This window comes from uncultured Shewanella sp. (assembly GCF_947495455.1).
In the GTDB taxonomy this organism is placed as follows: domain Bacteria; phylum Pseudomonadota; class Gammaproteobacteria; order Enterobacterales; family Shewanellaceae; genus Shewanella.
Window position 1 is genome coordinate 26814 of the sequence record NZ_CANLZC010000039.1, and the last position, 18428, is coordinate 45241.

Annotated in this window: 15 protein-coding genes; 11 read left to right on the plus strand and 4 right to left on the minus strand. The window is 40.8% G+C overall.

All coding sequences use genetic code 11. The annotated features are described in order from the left end of the window. Positions 1-12 precede the first annotated feature (12 nt). The 4 genes from recN to barA all read right to left on the minus strand — a co-directional run bounded on the left by recN (position 13) and on the right by barA (position 6322). Positions 13-1671 (minus strand): DNA repair protein RecN, encoded by a 1659-nt coding sequence (gene recN / locus Q0791_RS11845; RefSeq protein WP_299006435.1) that lies wholly within the window; start codon positions 1669-1671, stop codon positions 13-15. A gap of 184 nt (positions 1672-1855) precedes the next feature. After that, positions 1856-2809 carry an AEC family transporter gene (locus Q0791_RS11850; protein WP_299006438.1) on the minus strand — a complete coding sequence of 318 codons (954 nt, stop codon included), beginning with the start codon at positions 2807-2809 and terminating at the stop codon, positions 1856-1858. Positions 2810-2916: 107 nt separating this feature from the next. Next, positions 2917-3531 carry a YjaG family protein gene (locus Q0791_RS11855; protein ID WP_299006440.1) on the minus strand — a complete coding sequence of 205 codons (615 nt, stop codon included), beginning with the start codon at positions 3529-3531 and terminating at the stop codon, positions 2917-2919. 1 nt (position 3532) lies between these two features. Next, positions 3533-6322, minus strand: coding sequence for a two-component sensor histidine kinase BarA (gene barA, locus Q0791_RS11860; RefSeq protein ID WP_299006442.1), 2790 nt, complete (start codon positions 6320-6322; stop codon positions 3533-3535). Between the two features lie 94 nt (positions 6323-6416). On the opposite strand from barA, the gene rlmD reads away from it, so the two are divergent. From rlmD to Q0791_RS11915, 11 genes are all read left to right on the plus strand, one after another. Next, positions 6417-7760, plus strand: a complete 1344-nt coding sequence (gene rlmD, locus Q0791_RS11865; RefSeq protein ID WP_299006444.1) for a 23S rRNA (uracil(1939)-C(5))-methyltransferase RlmD — start codon at positions 6417-6419, stop codon at positions 7758-7760. A gap of 126 nt (positions 7761-7886) precedes the next feature. After that, positions 7887-10094 carry a GTP diphosphokinase gene (relA, locus tag Q0791_RS11870; RefSeq protein ID WP_299006447.1) on the plus strand — a complete coding sequence of 736 codons (2208 nt, stop codon included), beginning with the start codon at positions 7887-7889 and terminating at the stop codon, positions 10092-10094. A 56-nt stretch (positions 10095-10150) separates the two neighbouring features. Continuing rightward, a complete protein-coding gene (gene mazG / locus Q0791_RS11875; protein ID WP_299006450.1) occupies positions 10151-10969 on the plus strand; it encodes a nucleoside triphosphate pyrophosphohydrolase in 819 nt (272 codons plus the stop codon). Positions 10970-11153: 184 nt separating this feature from the next. After that, positions 11154-12791, plus strand: coding sequence for a CTP synthase (locus Q0791_RS11880; protein WP_299006452.1), 1638 nt, complete (start codon positions 11154-11156; stop codon positions 12789-12791). 155 nt (positions 12792-12946) lie between these two features. Then, positions 12947-14242 (plus strand): phosphopyruvate hydratase, encoded by a 1296-nt coding sequence (eno, locus tag Q0791_RS11885; protein WP_299006455.1) that lies wholly within the window; start codon positions 12947-12949, stop codon positions 14240-14242. An 89-nt stretch (positions 14243-14331) separates the two neighbouring features. Beyond that, positions 14332-14607 (plus strand): cell division protein FtsB, encoded by a 276-nt coding sequence (gene ftsB / locus Q0791_RS11890; RefSeq protein ID WP_299006456.1) that lies wholly within the window; start codon positions 14332-14334, stop codon positions 14605-14607. Positions 14608-14645: 38 nt separating this feature from the next. Continuing rightward, entirely contained in the window at positions 14646-15335 is a 690-nt protein-coding gene (gene ispD / locus Q0791_RS11895) for a 2-C-methyl-D-erythritol 4-phosphate cytidylyltransferase (protein ID WP_299006458.1), read from the plus strand. 48 nt (positions 15336-15383) lie between these two features. Then, a complete protein-coding gene (ispF, locus tag Q0791_RS11900; protein WP_299006460.1) occupies positions 15384-15869 on the plus strand; it encodes a 2-C-methyl-D-erythritol 2,4-cyclodiphosphate synthase in 486 nt (161 codons plus the stop codon). 10 nt (positions 15870-15879) lie between these two features. After that, a complete protein-coding gene (truD, locus tag Q0791_RS11905; protein ID WP_299006463.1) occupies positions 15880-16956 on the plus strand; it encodes a tRNA pseudouridine(13) synthase TruD in 1077 nt (358 codons plus the stop codon). A gap of 1 nt (position 16957) precedes the next feature. Then, entirely contained in the window at positions 16958-17704 is a 747-nt protein-coding gene (gene surE, locus Q0791_RS11910; RefSeq protein ID WP_299006466.1) for a 5'/3'-nucleotidase SurE, read from the plus strand. Further along, the gene (locus Q0791_RS11915; protein ID WP_299006469.1) at positions 17701-18336 is read left to right on the plus strand and encodes a protein-L-isoaspartate(D-aspartate) O-methyltransferase; all 636 of its coding nucleotides are present in this window, start codon (positions 17701-17703) and stop codon (positions 18334-18336) included. The genes surE and Q0791_RS11915 overlap by 4 nt, the downstream gene beginning before the upstream one ends. Positions 18337-18428 lie beyond the last annotated feature (92 nt).

Below are 18428 nucleotides of genomic sequence, written 5' to 3' on the forward strand. Positions count from 1 at the left end.
ATATACTAATGTTTATTGCAGTAATTCTTTAGCATTGGCCAAGGTATTACTGGTGATCATATCTCCGCCAAGCAAACGTGCTAATTCTTCGATACGTTTAGCTTTATTCAAAGGCACCATACTGGTTTCCGTATGGCCAGCTTTAGTGTGTTTATCGACAAACATATGTTGATGTCCATTGCCTGCCACTTGGGGTAAATGAGTGACACAAAAAACTTGGGTGGAATCGCCCAATGTGCGCAGCATACGTCCGACAACGGCTGCGGTAGGTCCTGAAATACCCACATCGACTTCATCAAAAATTAATGTTGGAGTGGCGACCTTTTTGGCGGTGATCACTTGGATCCCGAGTCCAATTCGTGAGAGCTCTCCGCCAGAAGCCACTTTTGCCAAGGGCTGAAGCTCTTGCCCTGGATTGGTTGACACAAGAAAATCGACATGATCGCAGCCATTAGAGGATATATTGTCTTCATTGAACTGAATATTTATAGTAAATTTGCCTTTGGGCATATTGAGATCATGTATTGATTTAGTGACTTTTTTATCCAGTTCTTTAGCATATCGACATCGACTCTGGTGCAATTTTCTTGCATTATCGAGGTAATGGCTTTTGGATTGTAATAGTAACTTTTGAATATCTTCCAGTTTATCTTCATCTGAGTCGAGCTCATTGAGTTCAAGCAATAAACTTTGATGATGTGCATAGAGCTCATTGGGCTGTACTTGATGTTTTCTTGAGAGTTGCATTATTTTAGACAAACGTTGCTCTAAATAAGCAAAGTGCTCAGGATCTAGCTCTAATCCATTGAGATAATGAGTTAATTCACTGCTGCTTTCTTGGACTTGAATCAATGCTTCATTGAGCATATTAGCGATATTTTCAAGTTGAGGATCGAAATTTTCAAGTGTTTGTGCTTGTGTTATCGCACTGTTTAATAAGGATTCGATACTGGCTTGCTCGTCATCTTGCAATAAAAATAACTGATTTTGACAGGCTTGTATTAACTCTGTGCTATTAGCAAGCTTTTTATGCTCAGCTTCGACTCGCTCAAATTCATTTTCTTCTATTGCAAACTCATTGAGTTCTTCGACTTGATATTGTAGTAGCTGTTTTCGAGCGAGTCTTTGTTGTTGGGATGTTTCGAGTTGCTTGAGCTCTTTTTCTATTGTTTTACAGCGTAAATAGCTGTGATTAACGTTTTCAAGTAACAACTTATGATTGGCATAATTATCCAATAATGTCAGTTGATGTTCACTTTTTAGCATGGCGTGGTGTGCATGTTGACCGTGAATGCCAACAAGGAGTTGCCCAAGAGATTTCAATTGTGTCAATGGTACTGGATTACCATTGATATAGGCGCGAGAGCGGCCATCGTTACTAATAGTGCGTCTGAGAATACACTCATTTTCTAGTTCAAGATCGTTATCTTCTAACCAGCGTTTGGCAAGGGGGACATCATTGAGAGAGAAACGTGCACTGACTTCCATTTTACTGGCGCCACTTCTAACGGTATTAGGATCGGAACGATTCCCTAAGCAGAGTCCAAGTGCATCGATAGCAATGGATTTTCCAGCGCCGGTTTCACCAGTAATACTGGTCATTCCCGCTTTGAAATCTAATTCAAGGAAACGCACAATAGCAAAATTATTGATACTCAGTTGGCAAAGCATAACGATGTCCCTTTCTCTAAATACTGTATTGATAGACAGTGGACTGTTTTTTTATACAGTATAGACTGTTTTTTTATACAGTAAATAGTCTGTCTATATCAAGTGCTGTTTTTTCATCCTATTGAAGAAAGTTAAGGTTTGTTCTTTTCTCTAATCAATAAAAGCTAGTGGCAATAGGCGTTGACTAAAAAGTTAACCATCTTTCTATTAAAGGTAAACTGATAAAACTCATTAGCGTGCCAAGCAATAAAATAAGAGCACTGCTGAGTGTGTTGACTTGATATCGTTGTGCGAGTAAGTAAACACTGGCGGCAGTGGGTAATGAAGCAAGGATCACCCCCATGATAAGCAGTTGCTGACTAACTTCAAAAAATGTCAGAAAGCCATAAGCTAATAAAGGTTGAAGGATAAGTTTTACTGCATTGATCGCGCACAACTCCGACAATTTTATTTTTTCAGTATTGGATGGTTCAGCTTGTCTTGTTGCTTTGGCAAGGACCATACCAATGGCGAATAATGCACAGGGGCTAGATGTGGATCCAACTTGATGTAGCATTAAGTCTATAGGGGGAAAAAGCGAGAAAGATAAGCTTGATAAGGCGATGCCTATGATGCCAGCAATAACAATAGGGTTGGTACTCAAGGCGCGAGTGATGATACTCATTGCTGAATGATTCTGTTTGCTCTGATGGAGTTCGATGCTGACTAAGGCTATGGCAAATAATAAAATTGAAATTAAACTGGCGACAGCGGCAGCTGTGAGGGCACCTTGTTGCTCGGGAAAAAGTAATATCATGATGGGAATACCAATAAAGGCAGTATTGCCAAAGGTGGCATTGAGTGCTCTGATGGCTGCGAGCGCGTGCAGTTTGGGATGCATGATTAAAGAAGCGATGATGCATAAACTGTATGAGATTAACATCGCCAAGGTGAGGCTGATAATAAAACCCCATTGTAGAATGTCATCAAGGGGGGTATTAGCAAGTGCAGCAATAATGATAGCCGGAAGTGCCACATAATACACATATAAATTGAGGCATTGATCGGTATTATTAGGAAGCACTCTTATTTTTTGAATGAAAGCGCCAAGTAGCATGATCAAGAAAATGGCGACAAGAGGGGTTAATATCAGCGGCATGTCTATAACCTAAAAAGAGAGATAAGATTATAATATATAGATTAAAAAATAAAATGAGTGATAGCGTGTTAGTCAAACGCTATCACTGAAGGTATATTTCAAGCTGTTTAGCTGTTTTTTGTTGGAGTACTTATTCCAATATTAGAGATCCCTACAGCGACGATATCGCGGCGTAAACCCTTAATAAAATTAGGCGTTATCTTTTCCTGAGATTCAATAATATTTAACAGAGTATTTTGCATTTCTTTTTCTTCTTGCATGACCTCATGGGCAAAAATGTAATCGTCGAGTGCGGATGCTTTATCAAATTCAATATCGCAAGTGGCCTCAATGTAATTGGCTACGGTACTTGATGACAATTTACTGATATTGATGATGTCGTCTTCGACCTTACTTTCCATTGCACTGAGCAATGAGGTCAGCGCAACAGCTGCATCCATGGCAGGATAAACACCATACATATCAGACTCTTCAGGATTTGGAGTATTAACTTCAAGTCGTTCTAGTTGAAGGTCAATATTGAGCTTTAATTTGGTATCGTACATAGATTGCCAAAGTAAGTTAAGCAAAGTATCCAGCACTTGGGGATCGCCAAAATTGCCAATATCAGAGAATAATTGATAATTTGGAAGCATTCGTTGGCATAATGCAATTGCAAATAATTTCTTTTTTGGTAGTTCCAACGCCTTGAGACGTTTGAAAAATCCCATTTTTTCTGTCATTTTATATGTCCGAAGATAGCTGTGAGATCAGTTGAGCGACTGCTGATTCTACCTTAGTTAGCTCATCAAGTAACTCTAGGATTTCAGGTTCTACATCATCAAGGGGAATTTCTTTTTTCAATGCTGATTCTATCTCGTGGCAAAGCTTCTGTGTTCTAGGCACTCCACAATAACAACTGGCACCATGCAGTTTATGCACATGGGTGAGCATAGAAGGATTGTCTTGGTTATCGAGGGCATGTTGAATGTTGTTTTGAGTCTCGGGTAAAGAATCGATGAGCATCGTTAACATGTCTAAAGCTAAATCAGGCTTATTATTGGCTTGTGACAGGCAAAGTTCCCAATTAAGAGTATTAGGATCAAAATGGGTAAAAGTGGGTCGTGTCTTCCATTTTTGGATGATATCTTTAAGGGCTGTTTCATCAATGGGTTTAGGCAGGTAATCGTTCATACCACAAGCATTGATGTGCTCTCTTTCTTCTGCGAGAGCATGAGCAGTCACTGCAATAATAGGCGTATTTCGGTTTAGGGAGTCTTGCCTGATCTGTTTCGTTGCGCTTAATCCATCGGTTCCTGGCATTTGAATATCCATAAAAATCAGATCAAAACTACGCTGTTTGGCTATCAACACCGCTTTCTCGCCGCTGTCAGTGACGGTAACATGAGTCACCAACTCTTTTAATAAGGTATCGATTAATTTCAAATTAGCTGGGTTATCATCCACTGCAAAGACGTTGAGCTTTTCTTGGCTAAGGGGCTGGGGTATTTGAATGTGAGTGGGTAAAGACTCCTGTGAGTGGTTATGGGGGTGGAGTAAGTTTTTAGCTAAACTTCTTTCACTTAATGGCGCTGGCAGCAGTTTGTCTATTGATGGATAAAATTGGGAGAGGCTTTCTTGTTGATCCAGTCCATGAGCGATGACCAAGACATAATCACACTTTTTGTTCACTTGTTTAAGCTGTTCTGGAGAAAGTTGGGGATTGAATAGCCCGATACTGCTCAATAGAGCAAAATCAAAATGCCTATCGGTGTGCTCAAGTAAACTGGCTAATTCTGCTTGGGTTTGTACGTGGCGTACTTGTAATCCCCAAAGTTGTAATAATCGATCTGTTGCCGAGTGTGATAATGCTCTTGGTTCAAATAAGAGAAGGCTTTTGTTTTTTAGCTCTTTAATATTATAGGGAATATTAATTGGGTATTGGCTTTGCTGTAAGGTGAAGGTAAACCAAAAAGTTGAGCCTGAGTTCACGGAAGACTCACAACCAATTTCTCCTCCCATTCGATTGACTAATCGTTTTGTGATCACAAGTCCCAATCCTGTGCCGCCAAAACGGCGTGAGATAGACGAGTCAGCTTGCCCAAAAGCTTGAAAAAGATCGGCTTGTTGTTTGGGATCAATACCAATCCCTGTATCACTGATTTCACACTTTAAACAAATTTGGTTATCAATGAGAGTGGTGAGCTGGATCTTGAGTAAAATACTGCCCTTATCAGTAAATTTAATGGCATTACCGATTAAATTGGTAATAATTTGCCCAAAACGCATGGCATCCCCAGAGACATCTTCAGGAATATTAGGGTCAATGTCGATAACCAACTCGAGGTTTTTCTCATAAGCACTATTGGCTAACAAGATAATGGTTTCATCAATGGTTTCACGGAAAGAAAAGGGCATGTTTTCTAATGTCATCTTTCCTGCTTCTAACTTAGAGAAGTCGAGAATATCATTAATGATCCCCAGTAAATTGGTGGCGCTGCGCTCTATTGTTGTGATGTAATCTTGCTGGCTGGAATGTAAGGGGGTTTTTAGAAGCTGCTTGGCGAAACCTATCACACCATTAAGTGGGGTGCGTAGCTCATGAGACATGTTGGCTAAGAATTCAGACTTAATGCGACTGGCTTCTTGAGCGCGTTTTTTGGCTAAATCTAATTCTACATTTTGAATTTCAATTTGCTCTAAGGTTTCTCGTAAGTCCAGTGTGGCCTGATCAATATTTTGCTGCATTTCTTCATGATATTCAGATAACGAACCTGCCATAGCATTAATGCCGCGTTTGAGTAAGTCTAATTCGCCAATTAAATTACCTGTTAGTCGAGTATCGAGCTTGCCTTCTCGTATTTTAGCGACCACTCTGACCATTTCAGTGATGGGTTGGGTGACATTTTTCACAAGCCTGAAAGTAAACAATAAATTGAGCTGCACACCAATGAGGACAATAATAAAGGCGGCAACAGCAGCACGGTGCTGCTCTAAGAGGGCATTTTCCTTATTAATAAGGATGGCAATATAACCAAGTTTTTTCTCATTATATTGTGATTTAGCTGGTGGCGAATGGTAAGATTGAATGAGATGATTTTTGGTCGTAAAAATGGGGCTACGCAGAATTAAACTGTCACCTAAGTGTTCAATTTCTGTTTCTTTTAGGCTGTCAGCGGCTTGCTCAAAGCGCATGAATTCATGATTTTTATAATGATGAGAGGTGACGATAACGCGATTATCATTATCAAAAATGGCAATAAATTGAACTAAAGAGGGTTTATTTAGTTGCGCAGAAGTGATCAGGCGCTTTGTGGTTTCAAAATCATTCGTTTCCAATCCCGCTTCTGCGGCAATGGCCAAAGGTTCGATAATATTGCTCGCTTGTTCTGTGAGCGTTTCTTCAAGCTCATAGAATCGATTTATGGTAAAATAGCTTCCTAATAGTATACCGACTAAAATGGTCGGCGCTAATGCCAGTACCAGAACCCAAGAGCGCAGGCTGTATTTGGCCATGTTATTGGCATTGTTCATTGAGTCATCATTGTTCGTAACTTAGTGAAATTATTTCATATATTGCCAGAAGTTGGGCCATCTTGGCCAGTTTTTTATCTATTTAGAGGCCTAAATGGCACAGTTTTATAAAGCGACACCCAATAAAAAGAAACCATTATCGAGTAAGCTTTCACTTGATGTTAGCCAATTGGACCATCTGGGCGCAGGTATTGCCCATCATCAAGGTAAGATAGTTTTTATTCCTGACAGTCTGCCCGGTGAGAAAGTATTAGTACAATTAACAGAGCAAAAAAAGACGTTTTCTCGAGCCAAGTTACTGCATATTGAGCAAACTTCACCTCAACGCGTTGTGCCTTCATGTGAACATTATCAACAGTGTGGTGGTTGTGATTTACAGCATTTATCCAGTGATGATCAAAGACGTCACAAAGAACAGACTTTGTTGGATTTACTTCGGCGTTTTTCAATGAAAGGCAAAGGTGAGACACTTGATGATGTGCTCGCGACATCTTTGTTTGATAGCCATTGGCACTACAGGCGTAGAGCGCGATTAGCAACCTTGTATCACGCAAAAACGAAACATATTAGTTTAGGATTTAGGGCTAAAAATAGCAGTGAAGTCGTTGAAATCCAGTCGTGCTCTGTGTTGTCTAAAGAATTATCGATTTTGACCCCTTTATTTGCTAAATTGTTTAATCAATTACATGCAAAAAAATCTTTAGGTCATCTTGAATTAACCCAAGCCGATAATGGCATTTTTGCGGTTATTCGTATCACGACGCAGTTAACGGATAAAGATAAACAAAAACTGATTGATTTTGGGCAGGCGCAGGCTCTCAATCTTTTGTTACTCAATAATGACGGAAAAAGTGAGTCTTTAACGGGAGTGTCACAACCTTTTTATGCATTAAATGAAGATAAGCTTTCTTTTTCAGCGGGTAACTTTATTCAAGTCAATAGTGCGGTTAATCAAATGATGGTGTCCCAGGCGATTGATTGGCTGGCCCCCAAAAAAGATGAGCGAGTACTGGATTTGTTTTGTGGTGTCGGTAATTTTAGTATACCGCTGGCTCGAATGGCGGCAGAAGTCATAGGCGTTGAAGGTGTACTGGACATGGTAAAACAAGCACAAGTGAATGCTGAGCAAAATGGTGTTGAAAATGTGTCTTTTTATCATGGGGATTTAAGCAGTGATTTATCCAAGGCGCCTTGGCTTGGAAAGGTGGATAAAATATTATTAGATCCTGCTAGAGCGGGCGCTTATGAAACACTGAAATGGCTTAAAAAGTTGAAACCCAGCGCTTTGGTATACGTGTCCTGTAATCCTGCGAGTTTAGCAAGAGATGCTGAATTGATTTTACAGCAAGGTTATCAGCTAACCAAAATGGGGATGATTGATATGTTTCCTCAAACTCATCACCTTGAGTCTATGGCGTTATTTGAATTGAAGAAATGATACTTGTTGGCTCGATAGTTATTGAATGCAATATGTGTCTATTAATGATTAACGGTGGACGAGGGAACATTCTTCGCCGCCATAACAACTTCTGTAATTTTTCTCAGTACAACAAAGGAACCTCTGATGGTATCTGTTCGTGAAGCACATTTTAGCGATCCTCAGTTTCAACTTGAAGAATGGGTGGAACGGTATATAAGTGATAGCGATGAAGCGCAAATATTACTGACTTTGCTGAATAAAGTAGAGCAGCTACTTTTGAAGAAGAAAGCGTCTACAGACGATGTGCTCAAGCGTAGCCGAGAAATGATAGAGATCCTCGCGCCGCTGAATATGGATATAGAGACTTTGCAAGCGGCTGTTATTTTTGTGGCTTTTGATGAAAATTTAGTTGAAAAAGCGGATTTAGAGGCCGTGTTTGGAGCGCCATTGGCTAAATTGGTGGGTAGTGTGGAAATCATGAATGCCATTGGTGCCTTGAAAGTATCAGAGCAGTCACGTGGTAATGCCCCTCAAATTGACAATATTCGTCGTATGTTATTGGCTATGGTTGAAGATGTTCGAGCAGTTGTGATTAAGCTTGCTGAACGTATTTGCTTGTTGAGAGAAGTGAAAACAGCGGATGAAGAAACACGGGTTTTGATTGCGCGCGAAATTGCTGATATCTATGCGCCATTGGCGAATCGATTGGGGATCGGGCAATTAAAATGGGAACTGGAAGATATTTCATTTCGTTATTTACATCCACAAACCTACAAAGATATTGCTAAACAATTAGATGGAAAACGTTTAGACAGGGAAACCTTTATTGATGACTTTGTGAGTCAGTTACAAGAAAGACTTGATAAAGATCATATTCGTGCGAAAGTCTACGGTCGTCCTAAGCATATTTACAGTATTTGGAAGAAAATGAAAGGCAAGCAACTTAAATTTGATGAGTTGTTTGATGTACGAGCGGTGCGTATTGTGACCGATAGATTGCAAGACTGCTACGCGGCCTTAGGTGTGGTGCATACCTTATGGCACCATATTCCAAAAGAGTTTGATGATTATGTGGCTAATCCTAAGCCTAACGGTTATCAATCCATTCATACTATTGTCGTCGGTCCAGAAGGCAAAACCGTTGAAATACAAATTCGTACAGAGCAAATGCATGAAGATGCTGAGCTAGGTGTAGCAGCTCATTGGAAATATAAAGAAGGCGCGAATACTCATAAACAAAGTGGTTATGAGCAAAAAATTAATTGGTTGCGTAAGATTTTACAATGGCAAGAAGATGTGGCTGAAAGCGGTAACCTTGTTGAAGAAGTTCGTAGCCAAGTCTTTGAAGACAGAGTGTATGTTTTCACGCCCAGTGGTGAAGTGATTGATTTGCCCCAAGGGGCCACGGTTCTGGACTTTGCTTATTATATTCATTCTCAAGTGGGGCATAAGTGTATTGGTGCTAAAGTTGATGGCCGTATTGTCCCCTTTACATATCAAGTGGAAACGGGGCAGCGTATTGAAATTATTACCTCTAATCAGCCTAACCCGAAACGTGATTGGCTTAATCCTAATTTAGGCTATATTCGCACTTCCCGTACGCGTTCTAAAATCCAACACTGGTTTAAACAGCAAGACAGAGATAAAAATATAGTGGCGGGCAGAGAAATTCTTGAAACTGAGCTTACCCGTATCAATTTAAAATTGAAGGATGCTCAGCCAGCTGTAGAACGCTTCAACATGGTGGGAATGGACGATTTACTGGCGGGAATAGGTGGAGGGGATGTTCGCTTAAATCAAGTGTTGAACTATGTACAGAGTCAGTTAAAGCCTCAGGTTGAATCTGATGAAGCTGTGGTGGAAGAGCTAGTTAAAAAGAGTCAACATAGGCCGAGTACTAAAGGTAAAGGTCAAGTTGAAGTCAATGGTGTGGGCAATTTAATGAGTCATATTGCAGGTTGCTGTCAGCCTGTACCCGGTGATGAAATTTTTGGTTTTATTACCAAAGGCCGTGGTATTTCGGTACACCGTTTGGATTGTGAACAACTTAAAGAGTTAATGAAAGAGCAGCCGGAACGTGGTGTAGATGTGGTCTGGGGAGAAAATTATTCTGGCGGTTATAAGATCAGTTTAAAAGTGATTGCTAATGATAGATCGGGCCTGCTGCGTGACTTAACGTCGGTATTGGCGGCGGAGAAGTCTAATGTCCTTTCCATGAGTTCATCATCGGATGTGAAAACACAAACCGCCATGATAGAGCTGCAATTGGAGCTTTATAACTTAGATGCCTTATCTAGGGTGATTGCAAAATTAAGTCAAGTTGAAGGTGTGAGTGAAGCCAAACGCTTATGATTCAAAAAAGTCAGTTCATACAAAGGTGCGACGTCAATGCTAAAGGTGAGAATACTATGACCGGTGAAATGACCAGTGAATCTAATATTCAATCTTTGCTGGAGATCATGGCAAAGTTGAGGGATCCTAAAACGGGTTGTCCTTGGGATCTTGCTCAGCAATTTGACTCTATTGTGCCTTTTACTCTAGAAGAAGCCTATGAAGTGGCGGATACGATTGAGCGAGTGGCATTTGATGAGTTGCCTAGTGAATTAGGTGACTTGTTATTTCAAGTGGTCTTTTATTGCCAATTGGGTCAAGAACAAGGCTTGTTCGACTTTGGTGTGGTGGTGGATAAAATTTGTCACAAGCTTATTAGCCGCCATCCTCATGTATTCGATGCGCAAGACTTTCAGAGTAGTGAAGCGATGAAGCAAAATTGGGAGTCGTTAAAAGAAAAAGAACGTCAAGCACGGCAATTACATTCTGAGCTTGATGATATCCCTCTTGCTTTACCAGCATTAACACGTTCAATGAAAATACAAAAACGAGTGGCTCGTGTTGGGTTTGACTGGAATAGCCTTGAGCCTGTTGTAGCTAAAGTACAAGAAGAAATTGTCGAGGTTCTTGATGAGGTCAATCAGGTTCCCGTTTCGCAAGATAAAATAACCGATGAAATGGGGGATTTACTGTTTGCTGTGGTAAATATGGCTAGGCATTTAGAAGTGGATCCTGAGCAAGCATTAAGGCTGGCTAATCGTAAATTTGAAAGGCGTTTTCGAGGCGTAGAGGAAAAAGTCGCCGCTGTTGGCGGTGTGATGGCAGAGCAAACCTTGTCTCAACTGGACGAGCATTGGAACGCAGTAAAGCAAGAAGAAAGAGACACATACCCGTGACTAAAAAACTGGGGATTTATCAGTCACGGGTATATAAAAGCTTTTAGTGGAATAAAAGTGTCAATATTCCCGATTTTAAGTGAAATCCGATTTGTCGAGTCGGGGTAACTTTGCTACAATGTCGTCCCGTCCTAGTGCTTTTTTACAAGCACCTATATTCCAACTTTTAATTCTCAGGTTCAGCATGACTACAAGGTATATCTTCGTTACTGGTGGCGTGGTTTCATCGCTAGGTAAAGGCATTGCAGCAGCGTCGTTAGCGGCAATTTTAGAGGCCAGAGGCCTAAATGTAACCATTATGAAGCTGGATCCTTATATTAATGTCGATCCAGGTACCATGAGCCCAACGCAACATGGTGAAGTTTTTGTCACAGAGGATGGTGCTGAAACCGATTTAGATTTAGGTCATTATGAGCGCTTTATTCGCACTAAAATGAACCGTCGTAATAACTTCACTACAGGGCGTATATATGAAGAAGTGTTACGAAAAGAGCGTCGTGGTGATTATTTAGGAGCGACTATTCAAGTCATTCCCCATATTACGAATGCGATAAAAGAAAAAGTCCTTGCTGGCGGTGAAGGTCATGACGTGGCCATTGTTGAGATTGGTGGTACGGTTGGTGATATCGAATCTTTGCCTTTCTTAGAGTCTATTCGTCAGTTAGGTGTTGAATTAGGCCGTGATCGTACTTTGTTTATGCACTTAACTTTAGTACCTTTCTTAGGTGCAGCAGGTGAAGTGAAAACGAAACCTACTCAGCATTCGGTGAAAGAATTACGTTCTATAGGTATCGCACCCGATGTGCTTGTGTGTCGTGGTGATCGCGCTATTCCGGCGAATGAAAAAGCGAAAATCTCACTGTTTTGTAATGTCGAAGAGCGTGCGGTTATTTCGCTAAAAGATGTTGATAGTATTTATAAGATCCCTGCTTTATTACGCTCTCAAGGCCTTGATGAATTAGTCATTAAGCGTTTCCATCTTGAGTGTGGCGATGCAGATTTGCATGAATGGGAAAATGTAATTTATCAAGAAGCGAATCCTAATGGAGAAGTGACCATTGGCATGGTGGGTAAATATATTGAATTACCCGATGCGTATAAGTCAGTAAATGAAGCGTTAAAGCATGCGGGTCTTAAACAGCGTGTGTCGGTGAATATCAAGTATATTGATTCGCAAACGGTTGAAGCAAAAGGTGATGAGGTCTTTGAAGGTTTAGATGGTATCTTAGTGCCCGGTGGCTTTGGTGAGCGTGGTGTGGAAGGCAAAATTCAAGCCGCAAAATATGCCCGTGAAAATAACTTACCTTATTTCGGTATTTGTTTAGGCATGCAAGTCGCCTTGATTGATTTTGCACGTCATGTTGCTGGTTTAGCTGATGCGCATTCTACAGAGTTTAATCCTGAAACGCCGCATCCTGTTGTGGGTTTAATCACTGAGTGGATTAACGAGGAAGGTGATGTAGAACTGCGTGATGCCACATCAGATTTAGGTGGCACTATGCGCTTAGGTGCACAATTATGTCATTTACTTGAAGGCACAAAAGCAGCGGAAGCTTATCAAGGTTTAACTTGTGTTGAACGTCATCGTCATCGCTATGAAGTGAATAACCATTACCGTGAACGTTTAGAAAAAGCAGGTCTTATCTTTAGTGGTTTATCATCAGATCGTCAATTGGTTGAAATGATTGAACTTCCGAATCATCCTTGGTTTGTTGCGGGTCAATTCCATCCTGAATTTACATCGACGCCACGAGATGGCCAGCCATTATTTGAAGGCTTTATTGCCGCTGCTGAAGCACACCAAAAACGTGATTTAGCATAAATATAAAATAAAAGGCCAGTCCTTGTTGTGAGGACTGGCCTTTATTTCCTGTTGCAAAAGCAATAACACTTTTAGCGGGATCACTGGGTGACAGCTTAAAGTGACGAACCATTTTTATTTTAGAAATTTAATTTTAAACTTAAATCGAGGATGTTATGGCTAAGATTATTAATGTGATTGGTCGCGAGATCATGGACTCTCGTGGTAATCCAACGGTAGAAGCTGAAGTGCATTTAGAAGGTGGCTTCATAGGAATGGCTGCTGCGCCTTCTGGCGCATCAACGGGTAGCCGTGAGGCACTTGAACTGCGTGATGGTGATAAAACACGTTACATGGGTAAAGGTGTACTAAACGCAGTTGAAAATATCAATGGCCTTATTCGCAACGCTCTAATGGGTCAAGATGCGAACTTACAAGCTGAAGTTGATCGAATTATGATCGATTTGGACGGAACAGCAAATAAAGATAAGTTAGGTGCGAATGCGATTCTTGCTGTGTCATTAGCAACGGCTAAAGCGGCGGCAGCGTCTAAAGCCATGCCTTTATATGCACATATTGCTGAGCTTAATGGAACGCCGGGTGTTTATTCTATGCCAGTGCCAATGATGAATATCATTAATGGCGGTGAGCATGCAGACAACAATGTCGATATTCAAGAATTTATGGTGCAACCTGTTGGCGCTAAAAATTTCCGCGAAGCTTTACGTATGGGCGCTGAAATTTTCCATAACTTGAAGAAAGTATTGCAAGAGAAAGGGTTAAATACTGCTGTGGGTGATGAAGGTGGCTTTGCACCTGATTTAGCGTCTAATGCTGATGCACTTGCAGTGATTAAAGTGGCCGTTGAAAAAGCGGGATATACTTTAGGTACTGACGTCACCTTAGCACTGGATTGTGCGGCTTCTGAGTTTTATAAAGAAGGCCAATATAATTTAGCCGGTGAAGGTCAAGTCTTTAGTTCAAATGGTTTTTCTGATTATTTGAAGTCATTGACTGAGCAATATCCTATCGTTTCTATTGAAGATGGGTTAGATGAATCTGATTGGGATGGTTGGGCTTACCAAACTCAAATATTGGGTGATAAAATTCAACTGGTCGGTGATGATTTGTTTGTTACCAACACTGAAATTTTAAAGCGTGGTATTGATAATAATATCGCGAACTCTATTTTGATTAAGTTTAATCAAATTGGTTCATTGACTGAAACCCTTGCTGCGATTCGTATGGCGAAAGAAGCGGGTTACACTGTGGTGATTTCACATCGTAGTGGTGAAACTGAAGATGCAACCATTGCTGATTTAGCGGTAGCGACAGCAGCGGGTCAAATTAAAACAGGTTCTTTATGCCGTTCGGATCGTGTTGCTAAGTACAATCAGTTATTGCGTATCGAAGAGCAATTGGGCGAGAATACACCTTATAATGGGTTGAGTGAAATTAAAGGGCAAGGTTAATTTCACAAAACTTGTAAAAGGCCGCCACTAGGTGGCCTTTTTTGTTGTACTATCTCATTATCCTTAGACTGAGTTCTGTTTAGACTATCATGAAACCCTTATGCTTTGTTTTAACTCTATTATTGCTTATTCTTCAGTATCGTCTTTGGTTTGGTGGAAACAGCTTATCTGAATCTTATCAATTGCAAGATCAAATTCAGATGCAGCAGAAGAGTAATGCAAAATTAATTGCCCGTAATCAAATTTTAAGAGAAGAAATCAATGATTTACGCAGTGGCACTGAAGCAATAGAAGAACGTGCACGTAATGAATTGGGTATGGTTAAGGAAGGTGAGACTTTTTACCGTGTGGTGGAAGGTGAATAAAGAATATGACAAGTAAATGGTAGAAGGTGAGCTTACGTATGTGGGATGATACAGTCATTGCGGTAGTGCCTGCGGCGGGGATTGGGCGTCGAATGGGCGCGCAAATTCCAAAGCAATATTTAATGTTAAATGAACAAACTATTTTAGGGCATACATTAGATTGTTTGCTCTCCCACCCTAAAATTGATCTTGTGGTTGTCGCATTGCATGCTAAGGATCAGTATTTTCAGGATTTGACTCAATCCCAACATATTAAATTGCGTAAAGTAATAGGGGGAGACGAACGGGCTGATTCTGTATTAGCGGCGTTGGCAACCGTCGATGGCAATGCCTGGGTATTAGTGCATGACGCAGCAAGACCTTGTTTAAGCCATGATGATATAGATAAATTATTACACTCAAGGGACAGATTTCCTCAAGGTGTCATTCTAGGATCGCCAGTCAGAGATACCATGAAGCGTACTCATAGTGAGCAAGTGATCAGTGAAACGGTTTCCCGTGAAAACTTGTGGCATGCATTAACGCCCCAGTGTTTTAGAGTGCAAGGCTTGAGAAAAAACATTGCGTTAGCTTTATCTCAACGCGTTGCTATCACAGATGAAGCGTCAGCTATGGAATGGGCAGGTGTTTCACCAGGCATTATTGAAGGGCGAGGGGATAATATCAAAGTGACTCATCCGAATGATTTGGCTTTAGCATCATTATTTTTGAATAACTTACGCCAATAATATATTGGGATCAGTATTACATAGCATTTAACTGAGAGTGAATAACAAGTGGATATAAGGATTGGGCACGGATTTGATGTGCATAAATTTGGTGGTGTGTCACCTTTAATGCTTTGTGGTGTACACGTACCCTATGAAACAGGATTAATTGCTCATTCTGATGGTGATGTTGTATTGCATGCGATTACAGACGCTATTTTAGGGGCAATGGCGATGGGGGATATTGGTCAACATTTCCCTGATACTGATGCGGAATTTGAAGGTGCAGATAGTCGTGTTTTATTGAGACATTGTAATGAGCTGGCACTGACTAAGGGTTATGAAATTGGCAACTTGGATGTCACTATTATCGCTCAAGCACCTAAAATGTTGCCTTATATTGATGCCATGAGACAAGTGTTAGTCAAAGATCTGAAGACTAAGCTGGAGAATATTAATGTGAAGGCAACGACAACGGAAAAGTTGGGTTTTACGGGACGAAAAGAAGGTATTGCGGTTGAGGCCGTAGTATTGATGAGTCAAAAGAAGAGATAAGAATAATTTCATGAGTGATTTACATTATTTATACGGTAAACCTGTATCTCAAGCGGATCTGAGAACTCATAATAGTGACTTTATAGTACAAGAGATTTTACCTTTTGAGCCAACAGGTGAAGGTGAGCACCATTTATTACATATTCGTAAAAATGGCTTAAATACTGCGGATGTGGCCAGAATATTATCTGGGTTTGCCCATGTTCATCCTAAAGAGGTGACTTATGCGGGCCAAAAAGATAAGCATGCAATAACGGAGCAATGGTTCGGTGTCCGCATTCCTGGAAAAGAAACTCCTGATTGGTCAAGTCTTGATAATGAACAATTAACTGTACTGTCTTCAAGTCGTCATAGTAAGAAATTAAGAGTTGGAGCCTTGGCGGGTAATCGTTTTACTTTGACCTTGCGTAATGTGACCAATATGGATGATGTGCTGTCTCGTTTGGAGAAAATTAAAGAAACGGGTGTTCCTAATTATTTTGGTGAACAACGTTTTGGTCACGATGGTAAAAATTTGGTTTTTGGTCGACAAATGTTTTCTGGCCGTAAAGTGAAAGATCGTAATAAACGAGGCATATACCTTTCAGCAGTGCGTTCCAATTTGTTTAATCTTGTTGTATCGGCACGTATCGCGGAACATGGTTTAACGCCTTTTCTTGGTGATTGTGTGATGCTTGCAGGCAGCAAGAGTTATTTTGTCGCGCAAGACTGGGATTTAAGCTTACAACAGCGTTTAACTCAAAAAGATATTCAATTATCAGCCCCTTTATGGGGAAGAGGAGCTCCGTTGTCTCAAGGTGATGCTGCCGATTTTGAACAGAGCGTTTTGTCTCCTTTAAAAGCGGATTGCGAAGGGTTAGAGCTGGCAGGATTAACCCAAGAAAGACGTATGATGTTATTGGTTCCCCAACATATTAATCATGAAGTCGATGGGAATGTTTTAGTCTTAAAGTTTGCATTACCTGCAGGGTGCTTTGCCACATCAGTGCTTAGAGAACTGTTTGATTATGAAGATGTGATGGAAAAGCAGCGACGAGCGCATTTTGCTGAGCAACAAAGCCAAGCACCATCAACAGGGCAGTCATGATATGAAAATCTTAGTCAGTAATGATGATGGCGTCCATGCGCCAGGTATTGAAGCATTAACAGTGTCTTTGTCACGTTTAGCGCAAGTGATGACAGTGGGACCTGATAGAAATTGCTCTGGGGCGAGTAACTCTTTGACATTAACAAACCCCCTTCGCATTCAATCTTTGGATAATGGTTATATTTCAGTGAATGGCACACCAACAGATTGTGTGCATTTAGCCATCAGAGAGCTTTATGATGATGAGCCCGATATGGTGGTTGCAGGTATTAATGCAGGGGAGAATATGGGGGATGATACTTTATATTCAGGAACAGTTGCTGCAGCGATGGAAGGGCGTTTTCTAGGTTTTCCTGCGATTGCGATTTCCTTGGTGGGATCAAATTTAACGCATTATGATACTGCCGCTGAATTTGCATACCGTATTGTGGCTGCGCTTAAAGAGCACCCCATTGCACAAAATCAAATTTTAAATATCAATGTCCCTGATCTGCCAATCGAATCAATTAAAGGCATTAAAGTGACTCGATTAGGTGCAAGACATCGAGCTGAAGGTATGGTGAAAACTCAAGATCCTGCAGGTCGAGATATTTATTGGCTGGGGCCACAAGGTGAAGAGTTAGATGCAACCGATGGAACAGATTTTGATGCAATAGAGCAAGGTTATGTTTCTGTCACGCCTCTGACTGTTGATTTAACTGCATTTTCACAATTAGCTGAACTGGAACAATGGATAACACGAGTATGAATAGGGTGGGTCCTAAATTAGCACAAAACCTCGCAAAAGGATTATTTGAGGCCGGGATTCGAGATGAAAAAGTCCTTATGGCTGTTGCTAATACGCCAAGAGAGCGCTTTCTTGATCCTGCATTAGGACACAAGGCATACGAAAATACAGCTCTGCCTATAGGGCAAGGCCAGACAATCTCTCAGCCATATATTGTGGCAAAAATGACGGAGTTATTGCTAAGTCATTCGCCTGAAAAGGTATTAGAAATTGGAACGGGATCGGGATACCAAGCGGCCATTTTAGCTCAGCTTGTGCCAAATTTATATACTGTTGAGCGGATCAAAAGTTTGCAGATCCAAGCAAGACAGAGATTAAAGCGATTAGATTTACATAATGTGGCATTTAAATATGGTGATGGTTGGTTAGGATGGGAAAATAGAGGTCCCTTTGATGCGATTATGGTCACAGCGGCTGCCAGCAGTGTGCCTGAAGCTTTATTAAAACAGCTTGCCAATGGTGGTGTGTTAGTACTGCCAGTTGGGGAGCAATCACAGCAGTTATTAAAAGTGGTTAGAGTTGGTGATAAATTCACCTCTGAAGCTATTGAATTAGTTAAATTTGTTCCTTTGGTACATGGTGAGTTAGCTTAAATTTTTAACCTAATAATACCAATTCTATTATATAAGTGATCTTTCAGCGGGAATTCAACATGCTGTAGGCAAGGTCGTTAATTGCTCCTGCA